Origin of the sequence: Rhizobium sp. CB3060 (assembly GCF_025200735.1) — a bacterium.
Lineage (GTDB): Bacteria > Pseudomonadota > Alphaproteobacteria > Rhizobiales > Rhizobiaceae > Rhizobium.
The window spans coordinates 1,784,225-1,806,282 of record NZ_CP104159.1 but is presented as its reverse complement, the minus strand read 5'-3'; the positions used below and the strand labels follow the sequence as shown (position 1 = coordinate 1,806,282).

Genomic DNA, 22,058 nt, shown 5'->3' with positions numbered 1-22,058 from the left:
TCCTGACAGTCATTCCCAAATCGAACCGCCGCTTTCCCATTTGCCCCCAACGTGGTGAAAGCGGCGGCTCGACTGCCCCATTGGAACTATGCCTCTGGGGCTTCTCTACCAAATCAGATTTGATCAAGGGCACATTGATGAGGATCAAGGTATTCGCTATCGCCTGATCTACATTTTGGAAAATTGTGCATAAGCGGACGTGCCAAGGAATACGGCTGACATGACGTGCTCTGTGCTTGTCTGCCGCTCGAGATGTTTGGCGGATCTCTGGGACACAGCGATCCATTGGGCCGGAAACTGGTCTTGGCGGCAGCATGCTCAGGATTGCCACGTCGCCCTTTTTTAGCAAGAATTGATCTGACGTTCGGTGGGAGGAGCCCAATGTACGAGCATTCTGCGCATGCGGATCAGGTTTATGCATCCGCGCAGTCTGTTGCTGCAAGTTCTACGATCGTCGCCTCCTGGCGGCGCTGCATGACCATGCATCGATTGGCACCGGAGGAAAAGCGGTTGCCTGTTCGTCTGAGCGACCAGGAATTTCGAACGGCATGTCAACAGTCGGAAAGGCTGCTGGTGGAAGCGGCTGATGAACTCGGTCGGCTCTTCTCGACAGTCGGAAAGGCTGGCTGCTGCCTGCTTCTGACCGATCGTGACGGCATTGCGCTGGAGCGACGCGGCACGGCAGGCGACGATAAGGAGTTCCAGAATCTCGGCCTTTGGACCGGCTCGGTGTGGACCGAGGCGAGCATCGGCACGAACGGCATCGGCACCGCGCTTGCTGACGATCGGGCGGTGGCGATCGTTCGGGATCAGCACTTTTTCTGCTCCAATATCAATCTGAGCTGTACCACGGCGCCGATCCGCGACCATCGCGGCCAGATGGCCGGTGCGCTGGACGTTTCAACATGCCGCGAGGATGTCAACGAGGTGACGCTGGCGATCATCTCCCAAACGGTTCGCGAGGCGGCCATGCGTATCGAACTCGGTCTTTTCCGCAGCGCCTTTGCTGGAGCTCGTTTTGTTTTGGTTCCGACCGATAGTGGTTCGACCTCGGCGCTTCTCGCCGTCGATCGGAACGATATGGTGCTTGGTGCGACGAGAGCCGCACGCGTGGCGTTGAAACTCGACGACCAACGCATTTCCGCTGGCGTCCCAGCCACCGATGCATTGCGGGAAAAGCATCTGGACGATGGAAAAGCTCTTCAGGAGGCTGAACGTGCCGCTCTTCTCAGGGCACTGTCACGCGCCAATGGCAATGTGACGCAAGCCGCACTCTCCCTTGGCATGAACCGTGCCACTCTTCATCGCAAGATGAGGAAGCTGGATCTGCATTGACAGATCGAAAGTGTCGCAGAGTTGCGACACTGTGCACTGCGGTATGGACCACGCACCCTGTCGTCCGGCGATAAAGACGCGCAGATTTCTCCCATCGGGTTTGCAGCCCGGAATTGTCGACCAAGGGAGGATGACATGCTGCATCAGAAAATCGTCGAATCTCCGTTCAAGCTCAAATATGGGAATTACATCGGCGGCGAATGGCGAGAGCCGATCGGCGGCAGATATTTCGACAACATCACGCCGGTGACCGGCGGCAAGATCTGCGAGATTCCACGCTCGGACGAGAACGACATCAACGCGGCGCTGGATGCCGCCCATACGGCCAAGGACAATTGGGCCAAGACATCAGCCGCTGAGCGCTCGAACATTCTGATGAAGATCGCCCAGCGGATGGAAGACAAACTCGAAACGCTTGCCGAGGCGGAGACGTGGGACAACGGCAAGCCCATTCGCGAAACAATGGCCGCCGATATTCCACTCGCGATCGACCATTTCCGCTATTTCGCCTCTTGCATTCGCGCTCAGGAAGGCTCGATCGGCGAGATCGACCAAGATACCGTCGCCTATCATTTTCATGAGCCGCTCGGCGTCGTCGGCCAGATTATCCCGTGGAACTTCCCGATCCTCATGGCCGCATGGAAGCTGGCGCCTGCCCTTGCTGCCGGCAATTGCGTCGTTATCAAGCCCGCCGAACAGACGCCCGCTTCGCTGCTCGTCTGGGCGGAAATCGTCGGGGATTTGCTGCCGCCCGGCGTGCTTAATATCGTCAACGGCTTTGGCCTCGAGGCCGGCAAGCCGCTCGCGACCAGCCCGCGTATCGCCAAGATTGCTTTCACCGGCGAAACGTCGACCGGTCGGCTGATCATGCAATATGCCAGCCAGAACCTGATACCCGTCACGCTCGAGCTCGGTGGCAAGTCGCCGAACATCTTCTTTGCGGATGTGATGGCGGAAGACGACGACTTCCTGGACAAGGCGCTCGAAGGGTTCGCCATGTTCGCGTTGAACCAGGGTGAAGTTTGCACTTGCCCCAGCAGGGCGTTGGTCCAGGAATCCATCTACGATCGTTTCATGGAAAAGGCCGTGAAGCGGGTCGAGCAGATCAAGCAGGGCAACCCGCTCGATTCCGCTACGATGATCGGTGCCCAGGCTTCCAGCGAGCAGATGGAGAAGATCCTTTCCTATCTCGATATCGGGAGGCAGGAAGGAGCCGAAGTGCTGACGGGCGGCGGCCGCAATGATCTCGGTGGTGAGCTTTCAAGCGGCTACTACATCAAGCCGACGATCTTCAAGGGTCATAACAAGATGCGCATCTTCCAGGAGGAGATCTTCGGCCCAGTGGTGTCCGTGACCACCTTCAAGGACGAGAAGGAGGCGCTGGAAATCGCCAATGACACGCTCTACGGCCTCGGTGCCGGCGTGTGGACCCGCGATGGCAACCGCGCCTATCGCTTCGGGCGGGAGATCCGGGCCGGCCGCGTCTGGACGAATTGCTATCATGCCTATCCGGCCCATGCGGCCTTCGGCGGGTACAAGCAGTCCGGCATCGGTCGCGAGACACATAAGATGATGCTCGATCACTACCAGCAGACCAAGAACATGCTGGTGAGCTACAGCCCGAAGGCGCTTGGCTTCTTCTGATCTCCTCTCAAGCGCTATGCAAAGGCTTCCGGCTGTTGGCTGGAAGCCTTTAGCGCGCTTGAGGGAAAGTCTTGGGCGACGAGAAGGGTCAAGCCTCGGTCGCGTTTCCTACCGGCTAAAGTGGATAGGGAAGTTGGGTCAGGTCAAATTCGTCGCTGCCGTCGATATAGGAATCAAAGCCGCATTCGGCGGCAAGCCTGGCAGAATCAAGGATAGCGATCGTCTGACCATCGACCCTGATCCCCGCCTTTTCGAGACCGGACAGAGCACGGGAAAAGGATTCGCGGGTAACGCCGAGTTCGGAGGCGATCAGGGTCTTCTCATAAGGAAGGACGGCCTTGTCGGGCGTTCCCTGCCGTGCCGATAAGGCGAGTAGGTAGCAGCCAATGCGTTGGGTGGAAGACCTCAGCTTTAGATTCTTGATCTGCCGCACCATTCGGCGGAACTGATGAGCAAGGCTTCCGATCACGGCATGCGCAAGCAACGGTTCACGCGCCACGGCTATGCGGAATGTTCCTGCATGGATTAGCAGAAAACGCGAGAGTTCCGGCACACGCGCCTGCATGAGGTAGGGCGCGCCTGTCACGACGGCAGCGGGAATGAGGAGCCCCGGCTCGCGCACCGCTTCGATCAATACCTCGCGTCCCTCCCGCGACTGGCCAAACAACTGGACCGACCCCGAAAGAAGTGCGATCTGGAAGTTTGGTATGTCACCCTGCTCAAAAAGCACGGTGCCTGGCGCCACGCTATGCTGTACCGAATTGCCAAGCAGCTCCTTTCGTGTTGCGTCGGGCAGCGACTGAAACAATGGCAGTTCTTCCAGCATGTCCCGGATTGATGCGCCATACTCTCCTTTTCTCATCGATCTCCGTCCCACCGGCAACGGTCCGCGATTCTTAGAACAGAACGGGACCCGTGCGCTCACCTTCGGCGGCCGCCCAACGCGGCTCACATCAAAACAGTATGTGATAAAAATCACGCCGATGCTTGATGTGGATCAATGAGTGCATCTGACTGTGTTGCCATCCTGCTGTCGATAGCTCCCAACCGCGCCAGGCGCGAACTTTCATCGAGGGCAGCCCATGACACAGGAAACGGCACGACCCAAGGCCGGTCAAATTTTGGGAATGAGCACAGCGGCGTTCACGGCCTGCTTTGCGGTGTGGACGATCTTCTCGATCATCGGCATCCGCATCCGACAGGAACTCGGACTAAGCGAAACTGAATTCGGGCTTCTGGTCGGCACACCCATCCTCACCGGCGCGCTGATCCGCGTCCTGCTTGGCATTTGGACCGATCTTTACGGCGGGAGGCTCGTCTTCACCGCAACCATGCTCGCCGGTGCGGCCGCGACTTTCCTGCTATCTTACGCGCACACTTACCCGCAGATGCTGGTGGCAGCGCTTGGGATTGGCATCGCAGGCGGCTCCTTCGCCGTCGGTGTTGCCTATGTGTCGCGCTGGTATCCGCCCGAAAAACAGGGAACCGCACTCGGCATTTTCGGCGCCGGCAATGTCGGCGCGGCCGTCACCAAGTTCCTTGCTCCCTTCGTCCTCGTCGCCTTCGGTTGGCAGGCGGTCGCGCAGATTTGGGCCGCCGGACTTGCCGTCATGGCTATTCTGTTCTGGCTGACCACCAAGGATGATCCGGTAACCGTCGAGCGACGTCGCTCCGGCATCCGGCCGACGAGCGCCTGGCTCGAACTCGAACCGCTCAAGAATGTGCAGATCTGGCGCTTCGGACTTTACTATTTCTTTGTGTTCGGTGCGTTCGTCGCACTGGCACTCTGGCTGCCGCAATACCTGATCAAGGTCTATGGCCTTAATATCGAGACTGCAGGCATGATCGCCGCTTTCTTCTCGGTGCCGGCGAGCCTGTTGCGCGCCTATGGCGGTCATCTGTCGGACACCTATGGCGCGCGCCGCGTCCTCTATTGGACTTTCCTTGTCTGCACAGCGGCGACCTTCATACTGTCCTATCCGCCGACCGACTACGTGGTCCACGGCGCAAACGGTACGACCTCATTCCACCTTGAAATGGGCCTTGGCGGCTTCGTCGTCACGATCTTCGTGCTCGGCTTCTTCATGGCGCTCGGCAAGGCAGCCGTCTACAAGCACATTCCAGCCTACTATCCGAACCATGTTGGCTCGGTCGGTGGCCTCGTAGGTATGATCGGGGGCCTCGGCGGCTTTGTCCTGCCGATCCTCTTCGGCGTGCTGCTCGACTTAACGGGTCTGTGGACGAGTTGCTTTATGGCGCTCTTCGTGCTTGTCGGCGGTGCGCTCGTCTGGATGCATCTTGCGATCCGCCAGATGGAACGCGGGGCCGCCGGCGTGCCCCTTTCTCGGTTGCCGCCCTTCCCGGAAATGCAGGGATTGCCTGAACCAGTGGTTCAGACCCGTCCGAGCAAGGCGGTGCTGACCGACTGGCGCCCCGAAGATCCGGTGTTCTGGCAGAAGATCGGCCGGGCAGTCGCTCGCCGAAATCTCTTGCTGTCAATCCCGGCGCTGCTTCTCTCCTTTGCCGTCTGGCAGGTTTGGTCGGTCGTGGTCGCCAAGCTACCGCTCGCGGGTTTCACCTTCAGCGCCGACCAACTCTTCTGGCTCGCCGCATTGCCGGGCCTGTCGGGTGCTACGCTGCGGATCTTCTACTCGTTCATGGTGCCGATCTTCGGCGGCCGGCTCTGGACGACGCTCACCACCTGGTCACTCATCATCCCGGCGGTGGGCATCGGTTACGCCGTGCAGCATCCCGAAACGCCTTATGTCGTATTCCTGATCCTGGCCTTGCTTTGCGGTTTCGGCGGCGGCAATTTCGCCTCTTCCATGGCCAATATCTCCTTCTTCTTCCCGAAATCGGAGAAGGGCAACGCGCTTGCGCTCAATGCCGGACTTGGCAATCTTGGTGTCAGCGTCGTGCAGTTCGCCGTGCCGCTTGTCATTGCAGTAGGTCTCTTCGGGCCGCTCGGCGGTACACCTCAAATGGCAGCCAGCACAGCCGGAGTTGCGCCGCTCTGGCTGCAGAATGCCGGTTTCTTCTTTGTGCCCTTCATCGTGCTGTCGGCTTGCGCCTCCTGGTTCGGCATGAATGACATTGCCTCGGCCAAGGCCTCGTTCGCAGAGCAGGCAATCATCTTCCAGCGGAAACACAACTGGATCATGTGCTGGCTCTACACCGGTACGTTCGGCTCCTTCATCGGCTATTCCGCGGGCTTCCCGTTGTTGTCGAAGATGTTGTTTCCGGAGATCAATGCGTTGCAGTTCGCCTTTCTCGGACCGCTGGTCGGCGCGCTCTCGCGCTCAGCTACCGGGTGGCTTGCCGATCGCTATGGCGGCGCGCGCGTCACCTTCTGGGTCTTCGCGTTGATGATGGCCGGCGTTGCGGGCGTGCTGTGGTTCACGGGCATGAGGGAGCAGCCCGGTGCCTTCTGGGGCTTCTTTGCCAGCTTCCTCGTCCTTTTCTTCGCCACTGGCGTCGGCAATGCCTCCACCTTCCAGATGATACCGGCGATCAGCGCCAGGGAGATGGAGCGGCTGATGCCGGGTGCCGACGCCGAAATGCGTCGTCGTCAAGGGGAGAAGGAGGCGGCCGCCATCACCGGCTTCACCTCGGCGATTGCCGCTTTCGGAGCCTTCTTCATTCCGAAGAGCTTTGGTACCTCGATCGCGTTGACCGGCAGCGCCGAGACAGCGCTCTGGGCCTTTCTCGTCTTCTACGTGAGCTGCCTTGTCCTCACCTGGGTCGTCTACACCCGCAAGGGCGGCCTTCTTCATGACATCGAGCGGCGCAAGCGCCGCACCGCCGGCCAAGCCGCCGCGGCCGAATAACAGGGAGAAATATATGTCGCACTTCCTCGACCGTCTGACCTTCTTTCGCAAGAATGTTGGTCAGTTCTCAAACGGACATGGGATCGTCACCAGCGAGGACCGCTCCTGGGAGGACGGTTACCGCAAGCGTTGGCAGCACGACAAGATCGTCCGTTCTACCCATGGGGTGAATTGCACGGGTTCCTGTTCATGGAAGATCTATGTCAAGGGCGGGATCGTCACCTGGGAGACCCAGCAGACGGACTATCCGCGCACGCGACCCGACCTGCCGAACCACGAGCCGCGGGGCTGTGCCCGCGGCGCCTCCTATAGCTGGTATCTCTACTCCGGTGCGCGGGTGAAATATCCGATGATCCGCGGCCGGCTGCTGAAGCTCTGGCGCACGGCACGGAAAACCATGTCGCCGGTCGCTGCGTGGGCTTCGATCGCGGAAGACGCAGAAAAGCGAAAGTCCTACATCTCGATCCGCGGCCATGGCGGCTTTGTGCGAGCCACCTGGGATGAAGTCAACGAGATCATCGCCGCCGCCAATGCCTACACGATCAAGGCGCACGGCCCCGACCGCATCATCGGTTTCTCGCCGATTCCCGCCATGTCGATGGTTTCCTATGCAGCCGGGTCACGTTATCTGTCGCTGCTCGGCGGCGTCTGCATGTCCTTCTATGATTGGTATTGCGATCTGCCGCCAGCAAGCCCGCAGACCTGGGGCGAGCAAACGGATGTGCCGGAATCGGCCGACTGGTACAATGCCGGCTTCATCATCGTCTGGGGCTCGAACGTACCACAGACCCGTACCCCGGACGCCCATTTCTACACCGAGGTCCGTTACAAGGGTACCAAGAGCGCTGTCGTAAGCCCGGACTATGCCGAGGCGACCAAGTTTGGCGATATTTGGCTCAATCCAAAGCAGGGAACGGATGCCGCGCTGGCGCTTGCCATGGGCCATGTCATTCTGCGCGAATACCATCTCGATCGTTCGGTTCCCTATTTCGACGATTATACGCGGCGCTACACCGACATGCCGTTCCTGGTGCGTCTTGCCGAGCGGAACGGCAAGCTGGTGCCTGAGCGCCTGCTTCGCGCCTCGGAGCTCAAAGGCGCGCTCGGAGAGACCAACAATCCGGAATGGAAGACGGTTGCCATCGACGAGAATACCGGTGATCTGGTCGCCCCGCTCGGTTCGGTCGGCTACCGCTGGGGCGAACAGGCGAAATGGAACCTTGAGGAGAAGGATGGCCACGGTCGTGATATCCGCCTCAAGCTCACGCTTGCAGGGGACGGGGCGGAAATCAGGGCGGTCGATTTTCCCTATTTCGGCGGACGTGCCACCGAACATTTCGTTGCGACTGCACATGACGAAATCCTGACCCGCAACGTTCCGGTCCGTACCATCGCCGGTGTGGATGGCGAGCCGGTGACGGTCGCGACCGCGTATGACCTCATGATGGCGAATTACGGTCTCGACCGCGGCTTCGGCGGCGCCAACGTTGCTCGCAGCTATGACGAGGACATGCCGTTTACGCCGGCCTGGGCGGAACGTGTCACCGGGGTGAAGCGTGATGCGATCATTACCGTTGCGCGCGAGTTTGCCACCAATGCCGAAAAGACCAACGGTCGCTCGATGGTGATCCTCGGCGCTGGCGTCAATCATTGGTACCATATGGACATGACCTACCGGGGGATCATCAATCTCCTGGTGTTCTGCGGCGCCATAGGCCAGTCGGGCGGCGGTTGGTCGCATTATGTGGGGCAGGAGAAGCTGCGCCCACAGACCGGCTGGACGCCACTGGCCTTCGCGCTCGACTGGAACCGGCCGCCCCGCCATATGAACTCTACCTCCTTCTTCTACGCGCACACGGATCAATGGCGTTACGAGACACTGACGGCGGAGGAGATCCTGTCGCCGACGGCACCGGAAGGCGACTGGAGCAGAAGCTTCATCGACTATAACGTCAAGGCTGAGCGTATGGGCTGGCTGCCGTCGGCGCCTCAGCTCAAGCAAAATCCGCTCGACATCGCCGCAAAGGCGAAAGCCGCGGGGCTGGCGCCAAAGGATTATGTCGCCGGCGCACTCAAGTCCGGCGAGCTGGAACTGTCCTGCCACGACCCCGACGACCCCGCGAACTGGCCGCGCAACATGTTCGTCTGGCGCTCGAACCTGCTTGGCTCCTCCGGTAAGGGGCACGAATATTTCCTGAAGCACCTGCTTGGAACCGAAAACGGCGTCATGGGCAAGGACCTCGGGACGGAAGGCGCGGTGCGCAACAAGGAGGTCGTTTGGCACGACGAGGCGCCGCGCGGCAAGCTCGACCTGTTGGTGACGCTCGATTTCCGCATGTCCACCACCTGCGTCTATTCGGATATCGTCTTGCCGACCGCCACATGGTACGAAAAGAACGATCTCAATACATCCGACATGCATCCCTTTATCCATCCGCTGTCGGCGGCGGTCGACCCGGCGTGGGAAGCTCGTTCCGACTGGGAAATTTACAGGGGCCTCGCCAAAACCTTCTCACGGGTTGCATCGGAGGTGCTCGGCATCGAACAGGACGTCGTCCTCACACCGATCCAGCATGACAGTGCCGGCGAGATGGCCCAGGCTTTCGATGTGAAGGACTGGAAGCATGGCGAGATCGAAGCCATTCCAGGCCGCACGATGCCGTCCGTCGCCGTCGTCGAGCGCGACTATCCCAATATCTATGCACGATACACGGCGCTCGGGCCGCTGATGACATCCGTCGGCAATGGCGGCAAGGGCATCAACTGGCAGACGCAACACGAGGTCGAAGCGCTTGGGGCACTCAACGGCGTGCATTCGGAGGGTGCGGCAAAGGGCCTGCCGAAAATCGAGAGCGACATTGATGCGGCTGAGGTCATCCTGATGCTCGCACCGGAGACCAACGGGGAGGTGGCGGTGAAGGCCTGGGATGCCCTGTCTGCGGCAACCGGCCGCGACCATGCCCATCTCGCCGTTCCCAAGGAAGACGAAAAGATCCGCTTCCGCGATATCCAGGCGCAGCCGCGCAAGATCATTTCATCGCCCACATGGTCGGGCATCGAGAGCGAGAAGGTCTGCTACAATGCCGGCTACACCAATGTTCATGAGCTGATCCCCTGGCGCACGCTTACCGGCCGTCAGCAGCTCTATCAGGATCACCTCTGGATGCGGGCCTTCGGCGAAGGTTTCGTCACCTGGAAGCCGCCGATCGACCTGAAGACGATCGCGGCCGTCAAGGACCGCCGACCGAACGGAAACAAGGAAATTGTCCTCAATTTCCTGACGCCGCATCAGAAATGGGGCATTCACTCCACCTATACCGACAACCTGCTGATGCTGACCCTCAATCGCGGCGGGCCGGTCGTGTGGATTTCCGAACTGGACGCGAAGTCTGCGGGTATCATCGACAACGACTGGGTGGAAGTGTTCAACACAAACGGGGCGCTGACTGCGCGCGCCGTTGTCTCCCAGCGCATCAAGCAGGGCATGATGCTGATGTATCATGCGCAGGAAAAGATCATAAACACGCCTGGCTCGCAGATGACCGGCAATCGCGGCGGCATCCATAATTCGGTGACACGCGCGGTGCTGAAGCCCACCCACATGATCGGCGGCTATGCCCAACTCGCCTACGGCTTCAACTATTATGGAACCGTAGGCGCCAACCGCGACGAATTCATCGTTGTGCGCAAAATGTCCAATATCGACTGGCTTGAGGGGCCGCTGCATTCAACCAAGGCGCCGAAGGAGGCCGCAGAATGAAGATCCGTGCACAAATCGCGATGGTGCTGAACCTCGACAAATGCATTGGTTGCCACACCTGTTCCGTCACCTGCAAGAACGTCTGGACCAGCCGTGAAGGCGTCGAATACGCCTGGTTCAACAATGTCGAGACCAAGCCCGGCGTCGGCTATCCCCGCGAATGGGAAAACCAGGAGAAGTGGAACGGCGGCTGGCGGCGCAAGCGGAACGGCAAGATCGAGCCGAAGATTGGCGCGAAATGGCGCATCTTGGCCAATATATTCGCCAATCCGGATCTGCCCGAAATCGACGACTACTACGAACCCTTCACCTTCGACTACGAACATCTGCACACGGCGAAGGAATCGAAGGCCTTTCCTACAGCCCGGCCACGGTCGCTCGTGTCCGGAGAGCGCATCGAGAAGATCGAATGGGGTCCGAACTGGGAAGAAATTCTTGGTGGCGAGTTCGAAAAACGTTCTAGGGACGTGAACTTCGAAGGGGTCCAGAAGGATATCTACGGGGAGTTCGAAAATACCTTCATGATGTATCTGCCGCGGCTTTGCGAGCACTGCCTCAACCCGGCTTGCGCGGCCGTTTGTCCGTCGGGTGCCATCTACAAGCGTGAAGAGGATGGCATCGTTCTGATCGATCAGGATAAGTGCCGCGGCTGGCGCATGTGCGTTTCCGGCTGCCCTTACAAGAAGATCTATTACAACTGGTCGTCCGGAAAATCGGAGAAGTGCATCTTTTGCTATCCACGCATCGAGGCAGGCCAGCCGACCGTTTGTTCGGAGACTTGCGTGGGCCGCATCCGCTATCTCGGCGTCCTTCTTTATGATGCCGACCGCATTGAGCAGGCGGCCAGCGTTCCCGACGAAAAGGACCTCTATCAGGCACAACTCGATCTCTTCCTGGATCCGAAGGACCCGAAGGTGATCGCGCAAGCGCGCGCCGACGGCGTGCCGGAGACCTGGATCGAGGCGGCCCGCACGTCGCCGATCTGGAAGATGGCGATGGACTGGAAAGTCGCGTTCCCGCTGCACCCGGAATACCGCACGCTGCCAATGGTATGGTACGTGCCGCCGCTTTCTCCGATCCAGTCGGCCGCTGCTTCCGGCAAGATGGGCCTCGACGGTGACATGCCGGATGTGCGGAGCCTCCGCATCCCGCTGCAATATCTCGCCAACCTCTTGACCGCAGGCAACGAGGAACCCGTGGCGCTGGCTCTCGAGCGCATGCTTGCCATGAGGGCCTATATGCGAGCCAAGTCCATCGACGGCCGCATCGATGAGCGCGTTGCCGAGAAGGTCGGGCTTACAGGGGCCGACATTGAGGACATGTACCGGATCATGGCGATTGCCAACTATGAGGATCGCTTTGTCATTCCGACCGCGCGCCGTGAATGGAGCGAAGACGCCTATGACCTGCGCGGTTCCTGCGGCTTCTCCTTCGGCAATGGCTGCTCCGGCGGCACGAGCGAAACCAATCTCTTTGGCACCAAGCAGACGAAGAAGGCATCGAACCCGATGGAGATCGCATGATGGCCGTAGAACAGGGGATTCTCACTTTTCGGGCGCTTTCCGCTCTTCTAACCTATCCGACGGAGGAGCTTTGCGCCGCGGTGTCAGAAATCGAAGGAGCGATCGTCTCCGAAGGGCTCCTGCCGGCTCCCGCCGCAAAGTCGCTTCGGCCGCTTCTCGACGATCTTGCCTCGCTCGATCTTTTTGAGTTGCAGGAGCGCTACGTCGAACTCTTCGACAGAACACGCCGCCTCTCGCTGCATCTTTTCGAGCATGTGCATGGCGAGAGCAGGGATCGGGGTCAGGCTATGGTCGATCTCGCCTCGCTTTATGAGAAAGGCGGGCTGGAACTCGCTGCCAACGAACTGCCGGACTATCTCCCGCTGTTCTTGGAATATCTGTCGACGAGACCACGCAAAGAGGCGCTGAATCTTCTTGCCGAGACCGCCAACATTCTGGGAGCGCTCGAAGAACGCCTTTTGTCCCGGAATTCTCCATATGCTGCCGTTCTGACCGCGATCCGTGTGATGGCGGGTGCATCTGCCGAAATCTCCAACGCCGATGCCGGCGAAGCATTGGTTGGTGATCTCGCCGCGCTCGACTCGGAATGGGAGGAGACGGCTGTCACCTTTGGCCCTGGAAGCGGTGGAATGGATAGCTGTTCCAGCGAACGGCTTCAGACCCGTCTCCGTGCAGCACGTCGCGACGTGCGCGCCAATGCCCGTTGAAGGAGGAACGATGATGTCCGAGACCATCAATTCCGTGTTTTTCGGCTGGTATCCGTACCTTTGCCTCACAGTGTTCCTGCTCGGTAGCCTGATCCGTTTCGACCGCGAACAATATAGCTGGAAGACAGGCTCCTCTCAGTTGCTTCGTCGCAGCCAGTTGCGGTGGGGCTCGAACCTCTTTCACGTCGGCATACTGGTGATCTTCTTCGGTCACGCCGGCGGATTGCTCACGCCGATTGCCGTCTTCGATGCGCTCGGTATCGCTCACAGCTTCAAGCAGGGGCTCGCGATCGTCGTCGGCGGCATCGCCGGCATCGCCTGCTTTGTCGGGATATCCCTTCTAGCCCATCGCCGGTTCTTCGATCCGCGCATCCGAGCCACTTCGAGCTTCGGCGACATGGCGATCCTGCTCATTCTGTGGCTGCAACTGACGCTCGGCCTCTCCACGATTTTTGTGTCCCTCGGCCATATGGACGGTCATGAAATGGTGAAGTTCATGAATTGGGTGCAAGGCATCCTGACGTTACAGCCGTCTTCGGCCGCTTACGTTGCGGACGTGCATCCGATCTTCAAGATGCATCTGTTGCTGGGCATGACGATCTTTCTGCTGTTTCCCTTTACCCGGCTGGTCCATGTCTGGAGCGCACCGATCTGGTATCTCGGCCGCCCGGGGTATCAGGTCGTGCGCAGCCGTTTCACGCGGGAGCGGCATCCGGCCCGTTCCTATAGGCATCCGGCGGAGTGATAAACATGGTTTCTATCGTCATCGATCGCACGGCAGCGCGCGCCCATGAGGGCCATAACCATCGGCATGAGCATGTGTCTGCATCGGCCCGCAATGGATCGTCCGAACCTCTCACCATGCCGCCGGTGAGCGTCAACGGAGTTTCGATTTCCCGTAAGGACATCGCCGCGGAGACGCAGAATTTTCCTGCCGTCAATCCTGGTGCGGCTTGGTATGCGGCAACGCGGGCGCTCGTCATCCGTCAGTTGCTGATGCAGGAAGCAAGTCGCCTCGGCCTGACCGCCGAACCGCAAAGAGACGCGGACGGACGGGTGGAGACCGAAGAGGATGCGTTACTGCGCGCGCTCGTCGAACGCGAAGTGGAAACTCCGAAGGCGGACGATGAAATGCTGGTTCGTTTCTACGAGAACAACCGCAAACGCTTTGTCACGCCGCCGCTCTACGAGGCGGATCATATCCTGATTGCCGCAAGAAGAGAGGATGGCGCCGCTTTTGGTGAAGCCCGTGAGAGAGTTGCCTCGCTTGCTGCCGTTCTGGCGGAGCAGCCGGAGCGCTTTGCTGCCCTCGCCAGGGATTGTTCCGACTGCTCATCCAGGGAAGTCGGCGGCAGCCTCGGCCAGATCAGCCCCGGGGAAACGACACCGGAATTCGAGGCAGCGCTAGCCGGGCTTACCCCAGGGGAGATATCGGCCCCGGTTGAGACGCGCTACGGTGTCCATCTCATCCGACTGGTGAGGAGGATCGAGGGCAGGCGTCTGCCATTCGAGGCGGTCAGGGATCGGATTGCCCGCTATCTGGAGGAGCATGTACTCCGACAGGCGACCGCGCAGTATATTTCGCTGCTCATCGGGCGCGCCGATATCCGCGGGATTGCTCTTGAAGGTGCCACAACACCCTTGGTGCAGTGAGGAAAAAGCATGTTCGGAACACTTATTGCCTCGCTCGACAATCCTCAAACCGCGGCGACGGTCATTGAGACGCTCGGGATGGAGGGCCTCGCAGATCGGCTCAAAGAGGCGGCCAGTTTGGAAGCAGTGGAACCGGCGGCCTATCTCGCCATGGTCGTCCGTTCTTTCATGGAGACGGCGTCCGACGATCATTTCGTTCAATTGATCGGCATCATGAACCGCGCCGAGGATCCGGGTCTTTCAGCCCTTCGCGCCATTCTCGAAAAGGCTTTGTCCTGGGCGGCGGCATGACTGCATCTTTTGTCACCAATGCCTCGTCCTGCCCACTGACCGATCTTTTCGGTCGCCGGATCACCTATCTCAGGCTGTCTGCAACCGACCGCTGCGACCTGCGCTGCGTCTATTGCATGGCCGAGAACATGACCTTCCTGCCGCGTAGGGATCTGCTGACGCTGGAGGAAATGGATCGTTTGGCTTCGGCCTTTGTCGCGCGCGGTGTTTCGAAGATCCGCATCACCGGCGGCGAACCCTTAGTGCGTAAGGATATCCTGACATTGTTCGAAGCGTTGTCGCGACATCTGACGAGAGGAGCGCTCAAGGAACTGACACTTACGACGAACGGAACGCTGCTTGCCAAGTATGCCGAAGCTTTGGCGCGCGCGGGTGTTCGGCGTGTGAATGTCTCCCTGGACACACTTGACGCGACGCGCTTTCGGGAGATCACGCGGCGAGGAAGCCTTGGTGTGGTGATGGACGGATTGCAGGCGGCACAGGACGCGGGCCTTGCCGTCAAGCTGAATGCCGTTGCGCTCAAAGGCGTCACGGAAGACGAGATCCATGACCTGATCGCCTTCGCTCATGGCCGCGGCATGGACCTGACGCTGATCGAGACCATGCCGCTTGGGGATGTTGGCGCGGACCGGACCGATCAATATTTGCCGCTGACCGATCTTAGGCGGCTGATCGAGACGCGCTGGACGCTCACCGACATACGCGAACGTACCGGCGGGCCGGCGCGTTACGTCCGTGTGGCCGAGACTGGCGGACGGATCGGCTTCATTACGCCGATGAGTCATTCCTTCTGCGAGACCTGCAATCGCGTACGCGTCAGCGCGACCGGCGTGCTCTATACCTGCCTCGGCCAGGAGGACAAGATTGATCTGCGTCCAGCGTTGCGCGGGTTCGAATCTGACCAAGCGCTGCACACGGCCATCGACGCGGCCATCAAGGCGAAGCCGCGCGGCCATGATTTCAGAATCGACCGGCGCGGAACGCCGACGCTTGCCCGTCATATGTCCGTGCTTGGAGGCTGATCCCTTGGTCCGCATTGGCATCCTCACCATATCCGACCGAGCAAGCCGCGGCGAATATGACGATCTCGGAGGCCCGGCGATCCGGCATTGGCTGAATCGGGCGATCACATCGCCGTGGATAGCCATTTCGAAGATAATCCCCGACGGTTTCGAAAGCGTCCGCGAGGCGCTGATCGAATTCTGCGATCAAGAGCGGACCGATCTTATCCTGACGACCGGCGGAACCGGTCCGTCTGCACGGGATGAGACGCCGGAAGCCTTTCGCGCCGTGATCACAAAGGAGTTGCCGGGCTTCGGCGAGGTCATGCGACGGGCGAGTTTCCAGAGCGTGCCTACGGCAATTCTCTCTCGACAGTCGGCCGGCATACGCGGCAGCACCCTGATCATCAATCTGCCGGGAAAACCGTCATCGATCGGCCTTTGCCTGGACACAGTGTTTCCGGCGGTGCCCTATTGTCTTGATTTGATCGGCGCCGGCCGCATCGAAACTGACCCGGCAATCGTTGCGACCTTTCGTCCTTCGTAAGCGCCCAGTTTACGAAGGCCAGCGCCTTACATGAAAATCGACAGCGGGTCGGCGCCAAAAAGGAAGCGATGGCCCCAGAGAAGCAGCCAAATGGTGAGGGCGGCCGCCGCTATCGCGCCAATCAGCATCGGCGCGTCGACACTCAACCTATTCCCGCGGGCAAGACCGCCGAAGGGCACGATAGAAGTCTGAGCCGCAAAATTGTTCCATGTCGTTCCCAAGCGACGCCTGGCACGCATCTCCGCCATCGGAATGCTGCCGAGCGAAAAGAACGCGAATCCTCCAAAAAGCAGGAGGGAGCGCAAGTCGCCATTCGCGGCCAGATGACCGACTGCCCAAAGCGCGAATCCCCAAAGGACCGGGTGGCGTGTTATGCGAACGATCGCTCCGGGTTGTCCCGCTGTGCGCATGGATACCGACAATGGGTTACGGCTCAGAAGCCCGCCGAGGACCAGGAACAACCCGACTGGAGCCAGAACAAATGTCACTCCGGCATGCCAGGGTTGAAAGTCCCAGAGCGGGATATAGTCCAAAGCCAGTGCGGCACGGAATACCCATATCAGTGCCGCGATCGATGCCGCGGAATAAACAAGCAAATAGGCCGGCCGGCCTATTTGCTGGACAATGCTCCCGCGGATGGCCGGGATGGCGGGGATCGAGTGAAAGGTGACGAAAGCCACGAAGGCGGTTATGAATTCATGCATTTTTCGGTCCAGAAACTGGCGTTCAATCGCGGTTCAACTGCGCGCCCGATCGGCAAGATTGAGCAACTTTTGGGGATCGCAGATCGTCAACTTCTGTCGGCCGCCTTCCACGATGCCTCTCGCCTCCCATGCGCTCAAGATTCTAGAGACCGTGTGCAATGTGGTGCCGGTCATTTCCGCAATGTCCTGGCGCGAGATTGGAAAATCGATTCGGATACCCGTGTCCACCTGCTTGCCTGCCTGCCTTGATAGTCTCAGGACCGCATGCGCAACGCGCCTCTCGACTTCTTCCGTCGACATTTCCCGGATACGGGTGTGAGCTTCCTCCAGCCGCTGCCCGATGGTCTGCATCGCGGTAACGGCGAGACGGGGATTCTGCTCCACGAACCGTGACCACATCTCCGTGGGCCACGCCAGAGTGAGGCTTTCGGCCGCCGCTATGGCGGTGCCGGGATAGTCGGCGCGCTGGAGCGCCATCGCAAAACCGAACAAATCGCCCGGATGGACCATCCGAACGATAATCTGCTGGCCGTCGGGAGTGACCTGGGTCACTTTGAGCCGCCCATGGAGAAGGAGAAAGAACGACTTGGCCGGGGCGCCTTGTTCAAATACAGCGTCGCCCGGCATGACGCGACGCGAAACGGCATGCTCCAGCATTGCGTTCAGGTCGCTGTCCAACATCCGATCGAACAAGGGTAGAGACTTCAGTACTGTCGGGTCGATTTTCAAAAGGAATGGGCCTCTGTTATCGGCGGCTCCGGATGCATAATGAAGCAGGCCGCAAAGCGAGAACATCCAGTCCCGCATGCATTCATCGGGCTCGGGTTGGCGGACGAGTAGGAGAGGCGGTTGGCCGGATTATTCGTCATGCTTGATCCCTTGACGTCGACGGCCCCCGGCCGCCGACGATACAATAAAAGATCCGTGCCGATCCTCTTTGACATGGCGCAAATTCAGCATTGGGACAGCCAAAGTCCTGGGACACGATCCTTGCGTATTCGCAACGACGGTCGCTGTGAGCTCCCTTATGGCTGAATGGCCAATTCGGAGATATCGCTTATGCAACAGCATCCTCACGCAACATCCGGGGAACATATTGTTCGCGGATTGTCGCGCTCGCGGCCCGTTCTCTTTTCCTATGGTTTCCGCCCGTTCTTTCTTGCGGCGGCCGTCTGGGCGATCATCAGCATCGATTTGTGGGTCCTGTTTCTTTCGAGGGGCCTGCCTATCGCCGAAGCATATGGAGCAATCTACTGGCATGCGCACGAAATGCTCTTCGGCTTCGCGTCTGCAATTCTCGCAGGCTTCCTCCTCACTGCGATCCCGAACTGGACCGGCCGCTTACCCATTTCGGGCCGGCCGCTCATGGCTTTGTTCGCAATATGGCTCGCGGGCCGCGCAGCGTTGCTGCTTATCGACTGGATTGGCGCAATTCCCGCCGTGTCTGCCGACAGCATATTCTTGCCGGTCCTGCTCATGCTTTGCGCGCGGGAGGTCATAGCCGGCAGGAAATGGAAAGATCTGAAGGTTATCGCAGGCCTGGCGGCTCTTTCCGTCGCCAACATTTGCTTTCACCTTCAAGTCTTGAAGGGCGTCACACCTGACATTGCCATTCGGTTTGGCCTAGCTGCCTATGTTTTGCTAGTGACGATCATTGGCGGGCGCATTCTTCCGAGCTTCACGCGCAACTGGCTGAACCGGTTCGGCCGCACGGATTTTCCCGCGCCCTACGATCGCTTCGATGCGATCTCGATCGCCGCAGGCATGCTGGCCTTGGTGTCTTGGACGCTCGCACCGACGACGGTGGCGACGGGCCTGCTCGCTGCCAGTACGGCAATCCTGAATACGGTACGCCTCGCGCGCTGGCGGGGATGGACGACGTGGCGCGATCCAATCCTTGTGGTCCTGCATATTGCTTATCTGTTCGTTCCGATTGGGTTTGCCGCAATTGCCGCTGGTGCCGTAGGCCTGGAGCAGATCGCGATTCTCCATATCCTGGCGATCGGCATCGTCAGCCTCATGATGCTGGCGGTTATGACCCGTGCCAGTCGCGGCCACACCGGAAGGAAGCTGAAGGCCAGTTTGACCACCACCGTGTCCTACGCAATCCTTGTGACGGTTGCGGTCGTGCGGCCGCTCGCGGAATTGATGCCGCCCTATACCGACGTAATATTGATGCTTGCGGCGGCGGGATGGACCGCTGCATTCGGGCTGTTCGCGGTCGAACATGCCCCGTTTCTTTGCAAGGAAAGAAAACCCCTCCGGTGAAAAAGGCGAGCCGGGCCAAGCGCCCGGCTCCAGTCTGGCGAAGGCGATCAAGTTCACGAACCCGGTCGCCGGCACTGTTCCTCGCGACAAAAATGCCCGTTCAGATTTCCGCGCAGCTTGATGCCGGTAAGCGGTCGATGACTGCTTTGCCGATCATGTCAGGCGACCATGGCGGTTCGTGGACAAGGTCTATCTCCACTTTGCCGATGCTTTCGATCGCCTGCAGTCGCTCCCTCACGGCGTCGATGATGAAGGCGGAGGCGGGGCAGGCCTTTGTCGTCGTCGTCATGACGATCCGCACGGTGCCAATCGGCAGGATCTCGATGAGGTATATCAATCCCAACTCGACGATGTCGATGCCGATCTCCGGATCTTCTATGCCGCGAAGGCACTGCACAACAGCCGGAATGGTGATCGTTCCCGCCTGGCTCATGCGGCCGCCTCCGAAGGATTGAAGCGGATCATGATGCGAAAAACGCTTCCGGTCGAATCGAAATTCCCAACCCATTCATGGCCGCGCAATTTCAATTCGTTGAAGAGAAAAACCGGCTCACGGCTGAGAAGCGCAAATAGCACCTCGCCCGCCTTCATCGTCTCTAGCCGTGCGAGTATCCGCTCCATCGGCTCCGGCGGCGTGAGATCGGTAAGATCCATGTTCCAGACCGGGTCCGGCCAGATATCGGCCGAGGACGGCGATGCGTCCGCTTGCGTTTCGCTGGACGATGCCGTTTCCGGAGTGAAAACGATTTCCCAATCGTCGTCATCAATCTGTCTGCTCGTGTGGATGTAGCCTCGCTGCTTGAGCTGTCTGATGAGGGGCAGCGGCTCGAAAATTGCGAGCAGACGAAGGCCTTCGTCCGGCTCAAGCGATGCGATGGTGTCCATTATGAGCTGGAACGGCAACCCTCCTTCCCTCAGGATTTGGCGGACATCGAGTTCACGAAGCGGCATCATTCGCGTTACCTCTCTGGATTTGTTTTGCGACCAAAAACGCTGGTTGACGAAAGGGTGCAGTCTTTGCGGAGCCATCGATATTCAAGAGGGCACGCGTACGGAACAGCTCAAACGCCAGGGCTGCTGTGCAGAAAGCCTGCAAGGCAGCCGCGGCACGGAAGCCGCTATTGGACTTTCCTGCGATCGCGACTCCAGCCAGGATCACTCCGAGATAGAAGAGGGCGAGCCAGACAGCCGCGTGGCGTTCTCTGACCAGCTCGCTCAAGCGCGGTGTCGGCCGACGGCCGAGCAGCGGCCCGAAGGCTTCGATCCAAGTCAGGAAGGGGACGATCTTGAGCAATTGCGCCAGACCGAGCCCTGTCAGCCAACCGAACGCAAAAACGTAGATCAGCGCGATACGCACGTTTGGGCCGAGGCCAAGCGGGATCGAGACGACGAAGGCCAGAGCCGATGCGGCCAATAGCGCAAATGCCGGAATCGACCCCAGTGTGTTCAGTTCCGGAATTTTGCGTCGCCGGCGCCGGTACATTGCAGTCACGTCGACGAGATATGCCGTAAGGGTTATGGCGAAGGTGATCGCGGCTGCGAGCATAAGCGGCTGAACCAACCCGGAGCCTGCGGTCGAAAGGACCAGGGCAAGGCAGAGGATGGCGAGGGCCGATGCGCCGCTGTTTCGCACGAGGCCGGATTTTCCAGTATCGGGCGACAGCAGGAACATCGGAAGAAGCTTGTAGCTCACTCCGATAGCGGCGAAAGTCATCCAACCTGCCAGGCCGAAGCTCATATGCAGCGGAACCGCATCCAGAACCAATTCGACCAAGTAGCGGGTCTGCGTCGCGCCGGAGATCACCAGCGCGAAGATCGCGCCCAGCGTAACGGTCGCGGCGAGACAGACAATCGCCATCATGACAAACGGGGATGCCGTATGAACGCTTCGGCCCCGCCAGAGTCCTATGAACAGTACCATGGCGATGGCGAGGAACGCGCTCGCCAGCATGGACACGGCGGCCACCATCAATGTCCCCGCGAACGGCCATTCGCGTTCTATCGCTTCAAAGCCGAAAGAAAGGGTTGCTAAGCCGATAATCAGCGCCAAGAGGCATACGAGGTTCAATCTTTCGGTCGGCAGGCAAAATCCTGTGAGAACCGGTGAAAACTGCAGCAAAGCTCCGATCATCAAAAGACCGAACCAACCGATGGTCACGAAATGGACGATGATGAGCACCCGGGGCTCGCCAATATCGACGGACGGCTGCCACCAGCCCGCTGCAAGCATCATTTGCGCCAGCAGTAAACACAGGAGCGCAGCGGCGAAATACGACATCGTCCATCGAGACAGAGTTGCACCGGGGACCAGCATCGCAGACGCCCGCCTTCAATGCTCACCGCAGCAGCAATCGCATCCGGTATCCAGGCGTGATATCTCAATACGCCAATTTTTCGGGCCCTGTTCGAGATACTCCCAAGCGAACTTTCCAGGGTAGCCCGCCTCAAGCTGATAGTGGAGCGGGCGAGGATCGTGATCGCTCTTAATACGCAGCAAGCCGCCGGGGGGAAGGCTTCGAAGGACACGGAAAATGCGTGCATGTCCTTCACCGGATGTGAGGATGCGCACGTCACCGGCAGGCGTTTCTGCGAACTCAATTGCTCCTTCATTCATGGAATCAATCCTTCGGCTGCGTGACTTCGAGGTCCTGGGATGACTGCAGCCTTGGCCACCAGATGCTCGGAACTTAAAGCCGGTGCGTTCAGAACACTTTGACTAGGAGCAAATAATTCCCCCGTTTCTCTGGATGGTCGCGCGCTCCGTCATTGACATAGGACAAGGACAAGACCGTTTGCCG

At 59.6% G+C, this 22,058-nt stretch carries 19 protein-coding genes; 12 read left to right on the top strand and 7 right to left on the bottom strand.

Features of this window, described 5'->3' with window-relative positions:
- Nucleotides 1–381: 381 nt before the first annotated feature.
- The gene (locus tag N2601_RS27590) at nucleotides 382–1,335 is read left to right on the top strand and encodes a GAF domain-containing protein (protein WP_104827559.1); all 954 of its coding nucleotides are present in this window, start codon (nucleotides 382–384) and stop codon (nucleotides 1,333–1,335) included.
- Nucleotides 1,336–1,470: 135 nt separating this feature from the next.
- The gene (adh, locus tag N2601_RS27585) at nucleotides 1,471–2,979 is read left to right on the top strand and encodes an aldehyde dehydrogenase (RefSeq protein ID WP_104827558.1); all 1,509 of its coding nucleotides are present in this window, start codon (nucleotides 1,471–1,473) and stop codon (nucleotides 2,977–2,979) included.
- Nucleotides 2,980–3,094: 115 nt separating this feature from the next.
- On the opposite strand, the gene N2601_RS27580 is transcribed toward adh, so the two are convergent.
- Nucleotides 3,095–3,841 (bottom strand): helix-turn-helix domain-containing protein, encoded by a 747-nt coding sequence (locus N2601_RS27580; protein WP_245464124.1) that lies wholly within the window; start codon nucleotides 3,839–3,841, stop codon nucleotides 3,095–3,097.
- 220 nt (nucleotides 3,842–4,061) lie between these two features.
- On the opposite strand from N2601_RS27580, the gene N2601_RS27570 reads away from it, so the two are divergent.
- Genes N2601_RS27570 through mog form a run of 9 tightly spaced genes read left to right on the top strand, consistent with a single transcriptional unit; the run spans nucleotide 4,062 to nucleotide 16,288 of the window.
- Entirely contained in the window at nucleotides 4,062–6,806 is a 2,745-nt protein-coding gene (locus tag N2601_RS27570) for a nitrate/nitrite transporter (RefSeq protein WP_158704610.1), read from the top strand.
- A 13-nt stretch (nucleotides 6,807–6,819) separates the two neighbouring features.
- Complete coding sequence (locus N2601_RS27565) at nucleotides 6,820–10,566, top strand: nitrate reductase subunit alpha (protein ID WP_260304404.1); 3,747 nt, start codon at nucleotides 6,820–6,822, stop codon at nucleotides 10,564–10,566.
- Entirely contained in the window at nucleotides 10,563–12,089 is a 1,527-nt protein-coding gene (narH, locus tag N2601_RS27560; RefSeq protein WP_104827555.1) for a nitrate reductase subunit beta, read from the top strand. Before N2601_RS27565 ends, narH begins: the two co-directional genes overlap by 4 nt.
- Nucleotides 12,086–12,796: a nitrate reductase molybdenum cofactor assembly chaperone gene (gene narJ / locus N2601_RS27555; protein ID WP_245464123.1), complete on the top strand. Its 711-nt coding sequence runs from the start codon at nucleotides 12,086–12,088 to the stop codon at nucleotides 12,794–12,796. Before narH ends, narJ begins: the two co-directional genes overlap by 4 nt.
- Nucleotides 12,797–12,809: 13 nt before the next feature.
- Nucleotides 12,810–13,541 carry a respiratory nitrate reductase subunit gamma gene (gene narI, locus N2601_RS27550; protein ID WP_104827974.1) on the top strand — a complete coding sequence of 244 codons (732 nt, stop codon included), beginning with the start codon at nucleotides 12,810–12,812 and terminating at the stop codon, nucleotides 13,539–13,541.
- A gap of 5 nt (nucleotides 13,542–13,546) precedes the next feature.
- The gene (locus N2601_RS27545) at nucleotides 13,547–14,449 is read left to right on the top strand and encodes a peptidylprolyl isomerase (protein WP_104827553.1); all 903 of its coding nucleotides are present in this window, start codon (nucleotides 13,547–13,549) and stop codon (nucleotides 14,447–14,449) included.
- A gap of 9 nt (nucleotides 14,450–14,458) precedes the next feature.
- Nucleotides 14,459–14,740, top strand: coding sequence for a hypothetical protein (locus N2601_RS27540; protein WP_104827552.1), 282 nt, complete (start codon nucleotides 14,459–14,461; stop codon nucleotides 14,738–14,740).
- Nucleotides 14,737–15,762, top strand: coding sequence for a GTP 3',8-cyclase MoaA (moaA, locus tag N2601_RS27535; RefSeq protein ID WP_104827551.1), 1,026 nt, complete (start codon nucleotides 14,737–14,739; stop codon nucleotides 15,760–15,762). Before N2601_RS27540 ends, moaA begins: the two co-directional genes overlap by 4 nt.
- 4 nt (nucleotides 15,763–15,766) lie before the next feature.
- On the top strand, nucleotides 15,767–16,288 hold the full coding sequence (gene mog, locus N2601_RS27530) for a molybdopterin adenylyltransferase (RefSeq protein WP_245464122.1): 522 nt from the start codon (nucleotides 15,767–15,769) through the stop codon (nucleotides 16,286–16,288).
- A gap of 26 nt (nucleotides 16,289–16,314) precedes the next feature.
- On the opposite strand, the gene N2601_RS27525 is transcribed toward mog, so the two are convergent.
- A complete protein-coding gene (locus N2601_RS27525) occupies nucleotides 16,315–16,992 on the bottom strand; it encodes an NnrU family protein (protein ID WP_104827549.1) in 678 nt (225 codons plus the stop codon).
- 33 nt (nucleotides 16,993–17,025) lie between these two features.
- Nucleotides 17,026–17,721 carry a Crp/Fnr family transcriptional regulator gene (locus tag N2601_RS27520; RefSeq protein ID WP_199773632.1) on the bottom strand — a complete coding sequence of 232 codons (696 nt, stop codon included), beginning with the start codon at nucleotides 17,719–17,721 and terminating at the stop codon, nucleotides 17,026–17,028.
- Between the two features lie 330 nt (nucleotides 17,722–18,051).
- On the opposite strand from N2601_RS27520, the gene N2601_RS27515 reads away from it, so the two are divergent.
- Nucleotides 18,052–19,260, top strand: coding sequence for an NnrS family protein (locus N2601_RS27515; RefSeq protein ID WP_104827548.1), 1,209 nt, complete (start codon nucleotides 18,052–18,054; stop codon nucleotides 19,258–19,260).
- 100 nt (nucleotides 19,261–19,360) lie between these two features.
- Here the strand turns inward: N2601_RS27515 and N2601_RS27510 are convergent, their stop codons facing one another.
- The 4 genes from N2601_RS27510 to N2601_RS27495 are packed head-to-tail and all read right to left on the bottom strand — an operon-like array spanning nucleotide 19,361 to nucleotide 21,874.
- Complete coding sequence (locus N2601_RS27510; protein WP_104827547.1) at nucleotides 19,361–19,693, bottom strand: metal-sulfur cluster assembly factor; 333 nt, start codon at nucleotides 19,691–19,693, stop codon at nucleotides 19,361–19,363.
- Complete coding sequence (locus N2601_RS27505; RefSeq protein ID WP_104827546.1) at nucleotides 19,690–20,214, bottom strand: DUF2249 domain-containing protein; 525 nt, start codon at nucleotides 20,212–20,214, stop codon at nucleotides 19,690–19,692. Before N2601_RS27505 ends, N2601_RS27510 begins: the two co-directional genes overlap by 4 nt.
- Nucleotides 20,198–21,538: a hypothetical protein gene (locus tag N2601_RS27500; RefSeq protein ID WP_245464121.1), complete on the bottom strand. Its 1,341-nt coding sequence runs from the start codon at nucleotides 21,536–21,538 to the stop codon at nucleotides 20,198–20,200. The genes N2601_RS27505 and N2601_RS27500 overlap by 17 nt, the downstream gene beginning before the upstream one ends.
- A 51-nt stretch (nucleotides 21,539–21,589) precedes the next feature.
- Nucleotides 21,590–21,874, bottom strand: a complete 285-nt coding sequence (locus tag N2601_RS27495) for a DUF2249 domain-containing protein (RefSeq protein ID WP_104827544.1) — start codon at nucleotides 21,872–21,874, stop codon at nucleotides 21,590–21,592.
- Nucleotides 21,875–22,058: the final 184 nt, after the last annotated feature.

What these genes read in the sequence shown, in the direction of transcription:
- N2601_RS27545 (WP_104827553.1), top strand. Translation starts at nt 13,547, where the DNA reads ATGGTTTCTATCGTCATCGATCGCACGGCAGCGCGCGCCCATGAGGGC.
- N2601_RS27580 (WP_245464124.1), bottom strand. Translation starts at nt 3,841, where the DNA reads ATGAGAAAAGGAGAGTATGGCGCATCAATCCGGGACATGCTGGAAGAA.
- N2601_RS27525 (WP_104827549.1), bottom strand. Translation starts at nt 16,992, where the DNA reads ATGCATGAATTCATAACCGCCTTCGTGGCTTTCGTCACCTTTCACTCG.
- N2601_RS27505 (WP_104827546.1), bottom strand. Translation starts at nt 20,214, where the DNA reads ATGATGCCGCTTCGTGAACTCGATGTCCGCCAAATCCTGAGGGAAGGA.
- N2601_RS27590 (WP_104827559.1), top strand. Translation starts at nt 382, where the DNA reads ATGTACGAGCATTCTGCGCATGCGGATCAGGTTTATGCATCCGCGCAG.
- N2601_RS27570 (WP_158704610.1), top strand. Translation starts at nt 4,062, where the DNA reads ATGACACAGGAAACGGCACGACCCAAGGCCGGTCAAATTTTGGGAATG.
- N2601_RS27510 (WP_104827547.1), bottom strand. Translation starts at nt 19,693, where the DNA reads ATGAGCCAGGCGGGAACGATCACCATTCCGGCTGTTGTGCAGTGCCTT.
- N2601_RS27500 (WP_245464121.1), bottom strand. Translation starts at nt 21,538, where the DNA reads ATGTCGTATTTCGCCGCTGCGCTCCTGTGTTTACTGCTGGCGCAAATG.
- N2601_RS27515 (WP_104827548.1), top strand. Translation starts at nt 18,052, where the DNA reads ATGCAACAGCATCCTCACGCAACATCCGGGGAACATATTGTTCGCGGA.
- N2601_RS27495 (WP_104827544.1), bottom strand. Translation starts at nt 21,874, where the DNA reads ATGAATGAAGGAGCAATTGAGTTCGCAGAAACGCCTGCCGGTGACGTG.
- moaA (WP_104827551.1), top strand. Translation starts at nt 14,737, where the DNA reads ATGACTGCATCTTTTGTCACCAATGCCTCGTCCTGCCCACTGACCGAT.
- narJ (WP_245464123.1), top strand. Translation starts at nt 12,086, where the DNA reads ATGATGGCCGTAGAACAGGGGATTCTCACTTTTCGGGCGCTTTCCGCT.
- N2601_RS27540 (WP_104827552.1), top strand. Translation starts at nt 14,459, where the DNA reads ATGTTCGGAACACTTATTGCCTCGCTCGACAATCCTCAAACCGCGGCG.
- N2601_RS27565 (WP_260304404.1), top strand. Translation starts at nt 6,820, where the DNA reads ATGTCGCACTTCCTCGACCGTCTGACCTTCTTTCGCAAGAATGTTGGT.
- narI (WP_104827974.1), top strand. Translation starts at nt 12,810, where the DNA reads ATGTCCGAGACCATCAATTCCGTGTTTTTCGGCTGGTATCCGTACCTT.
- adh (WP_104827558.1), top strand. Translation starts at nt 1,471, where the DNA reads ATGCTGCATCAGAAAATCGTCGAATCTCCGTTCAAGCTCAAATATGGG.
- narH (WP_104827555.1), top strand. Translation starts at nt 10,563, where the DNA reads ATGAAGATCCGTGCACAAATCGCGATGGTGCTGAACCTCGACAAATGC.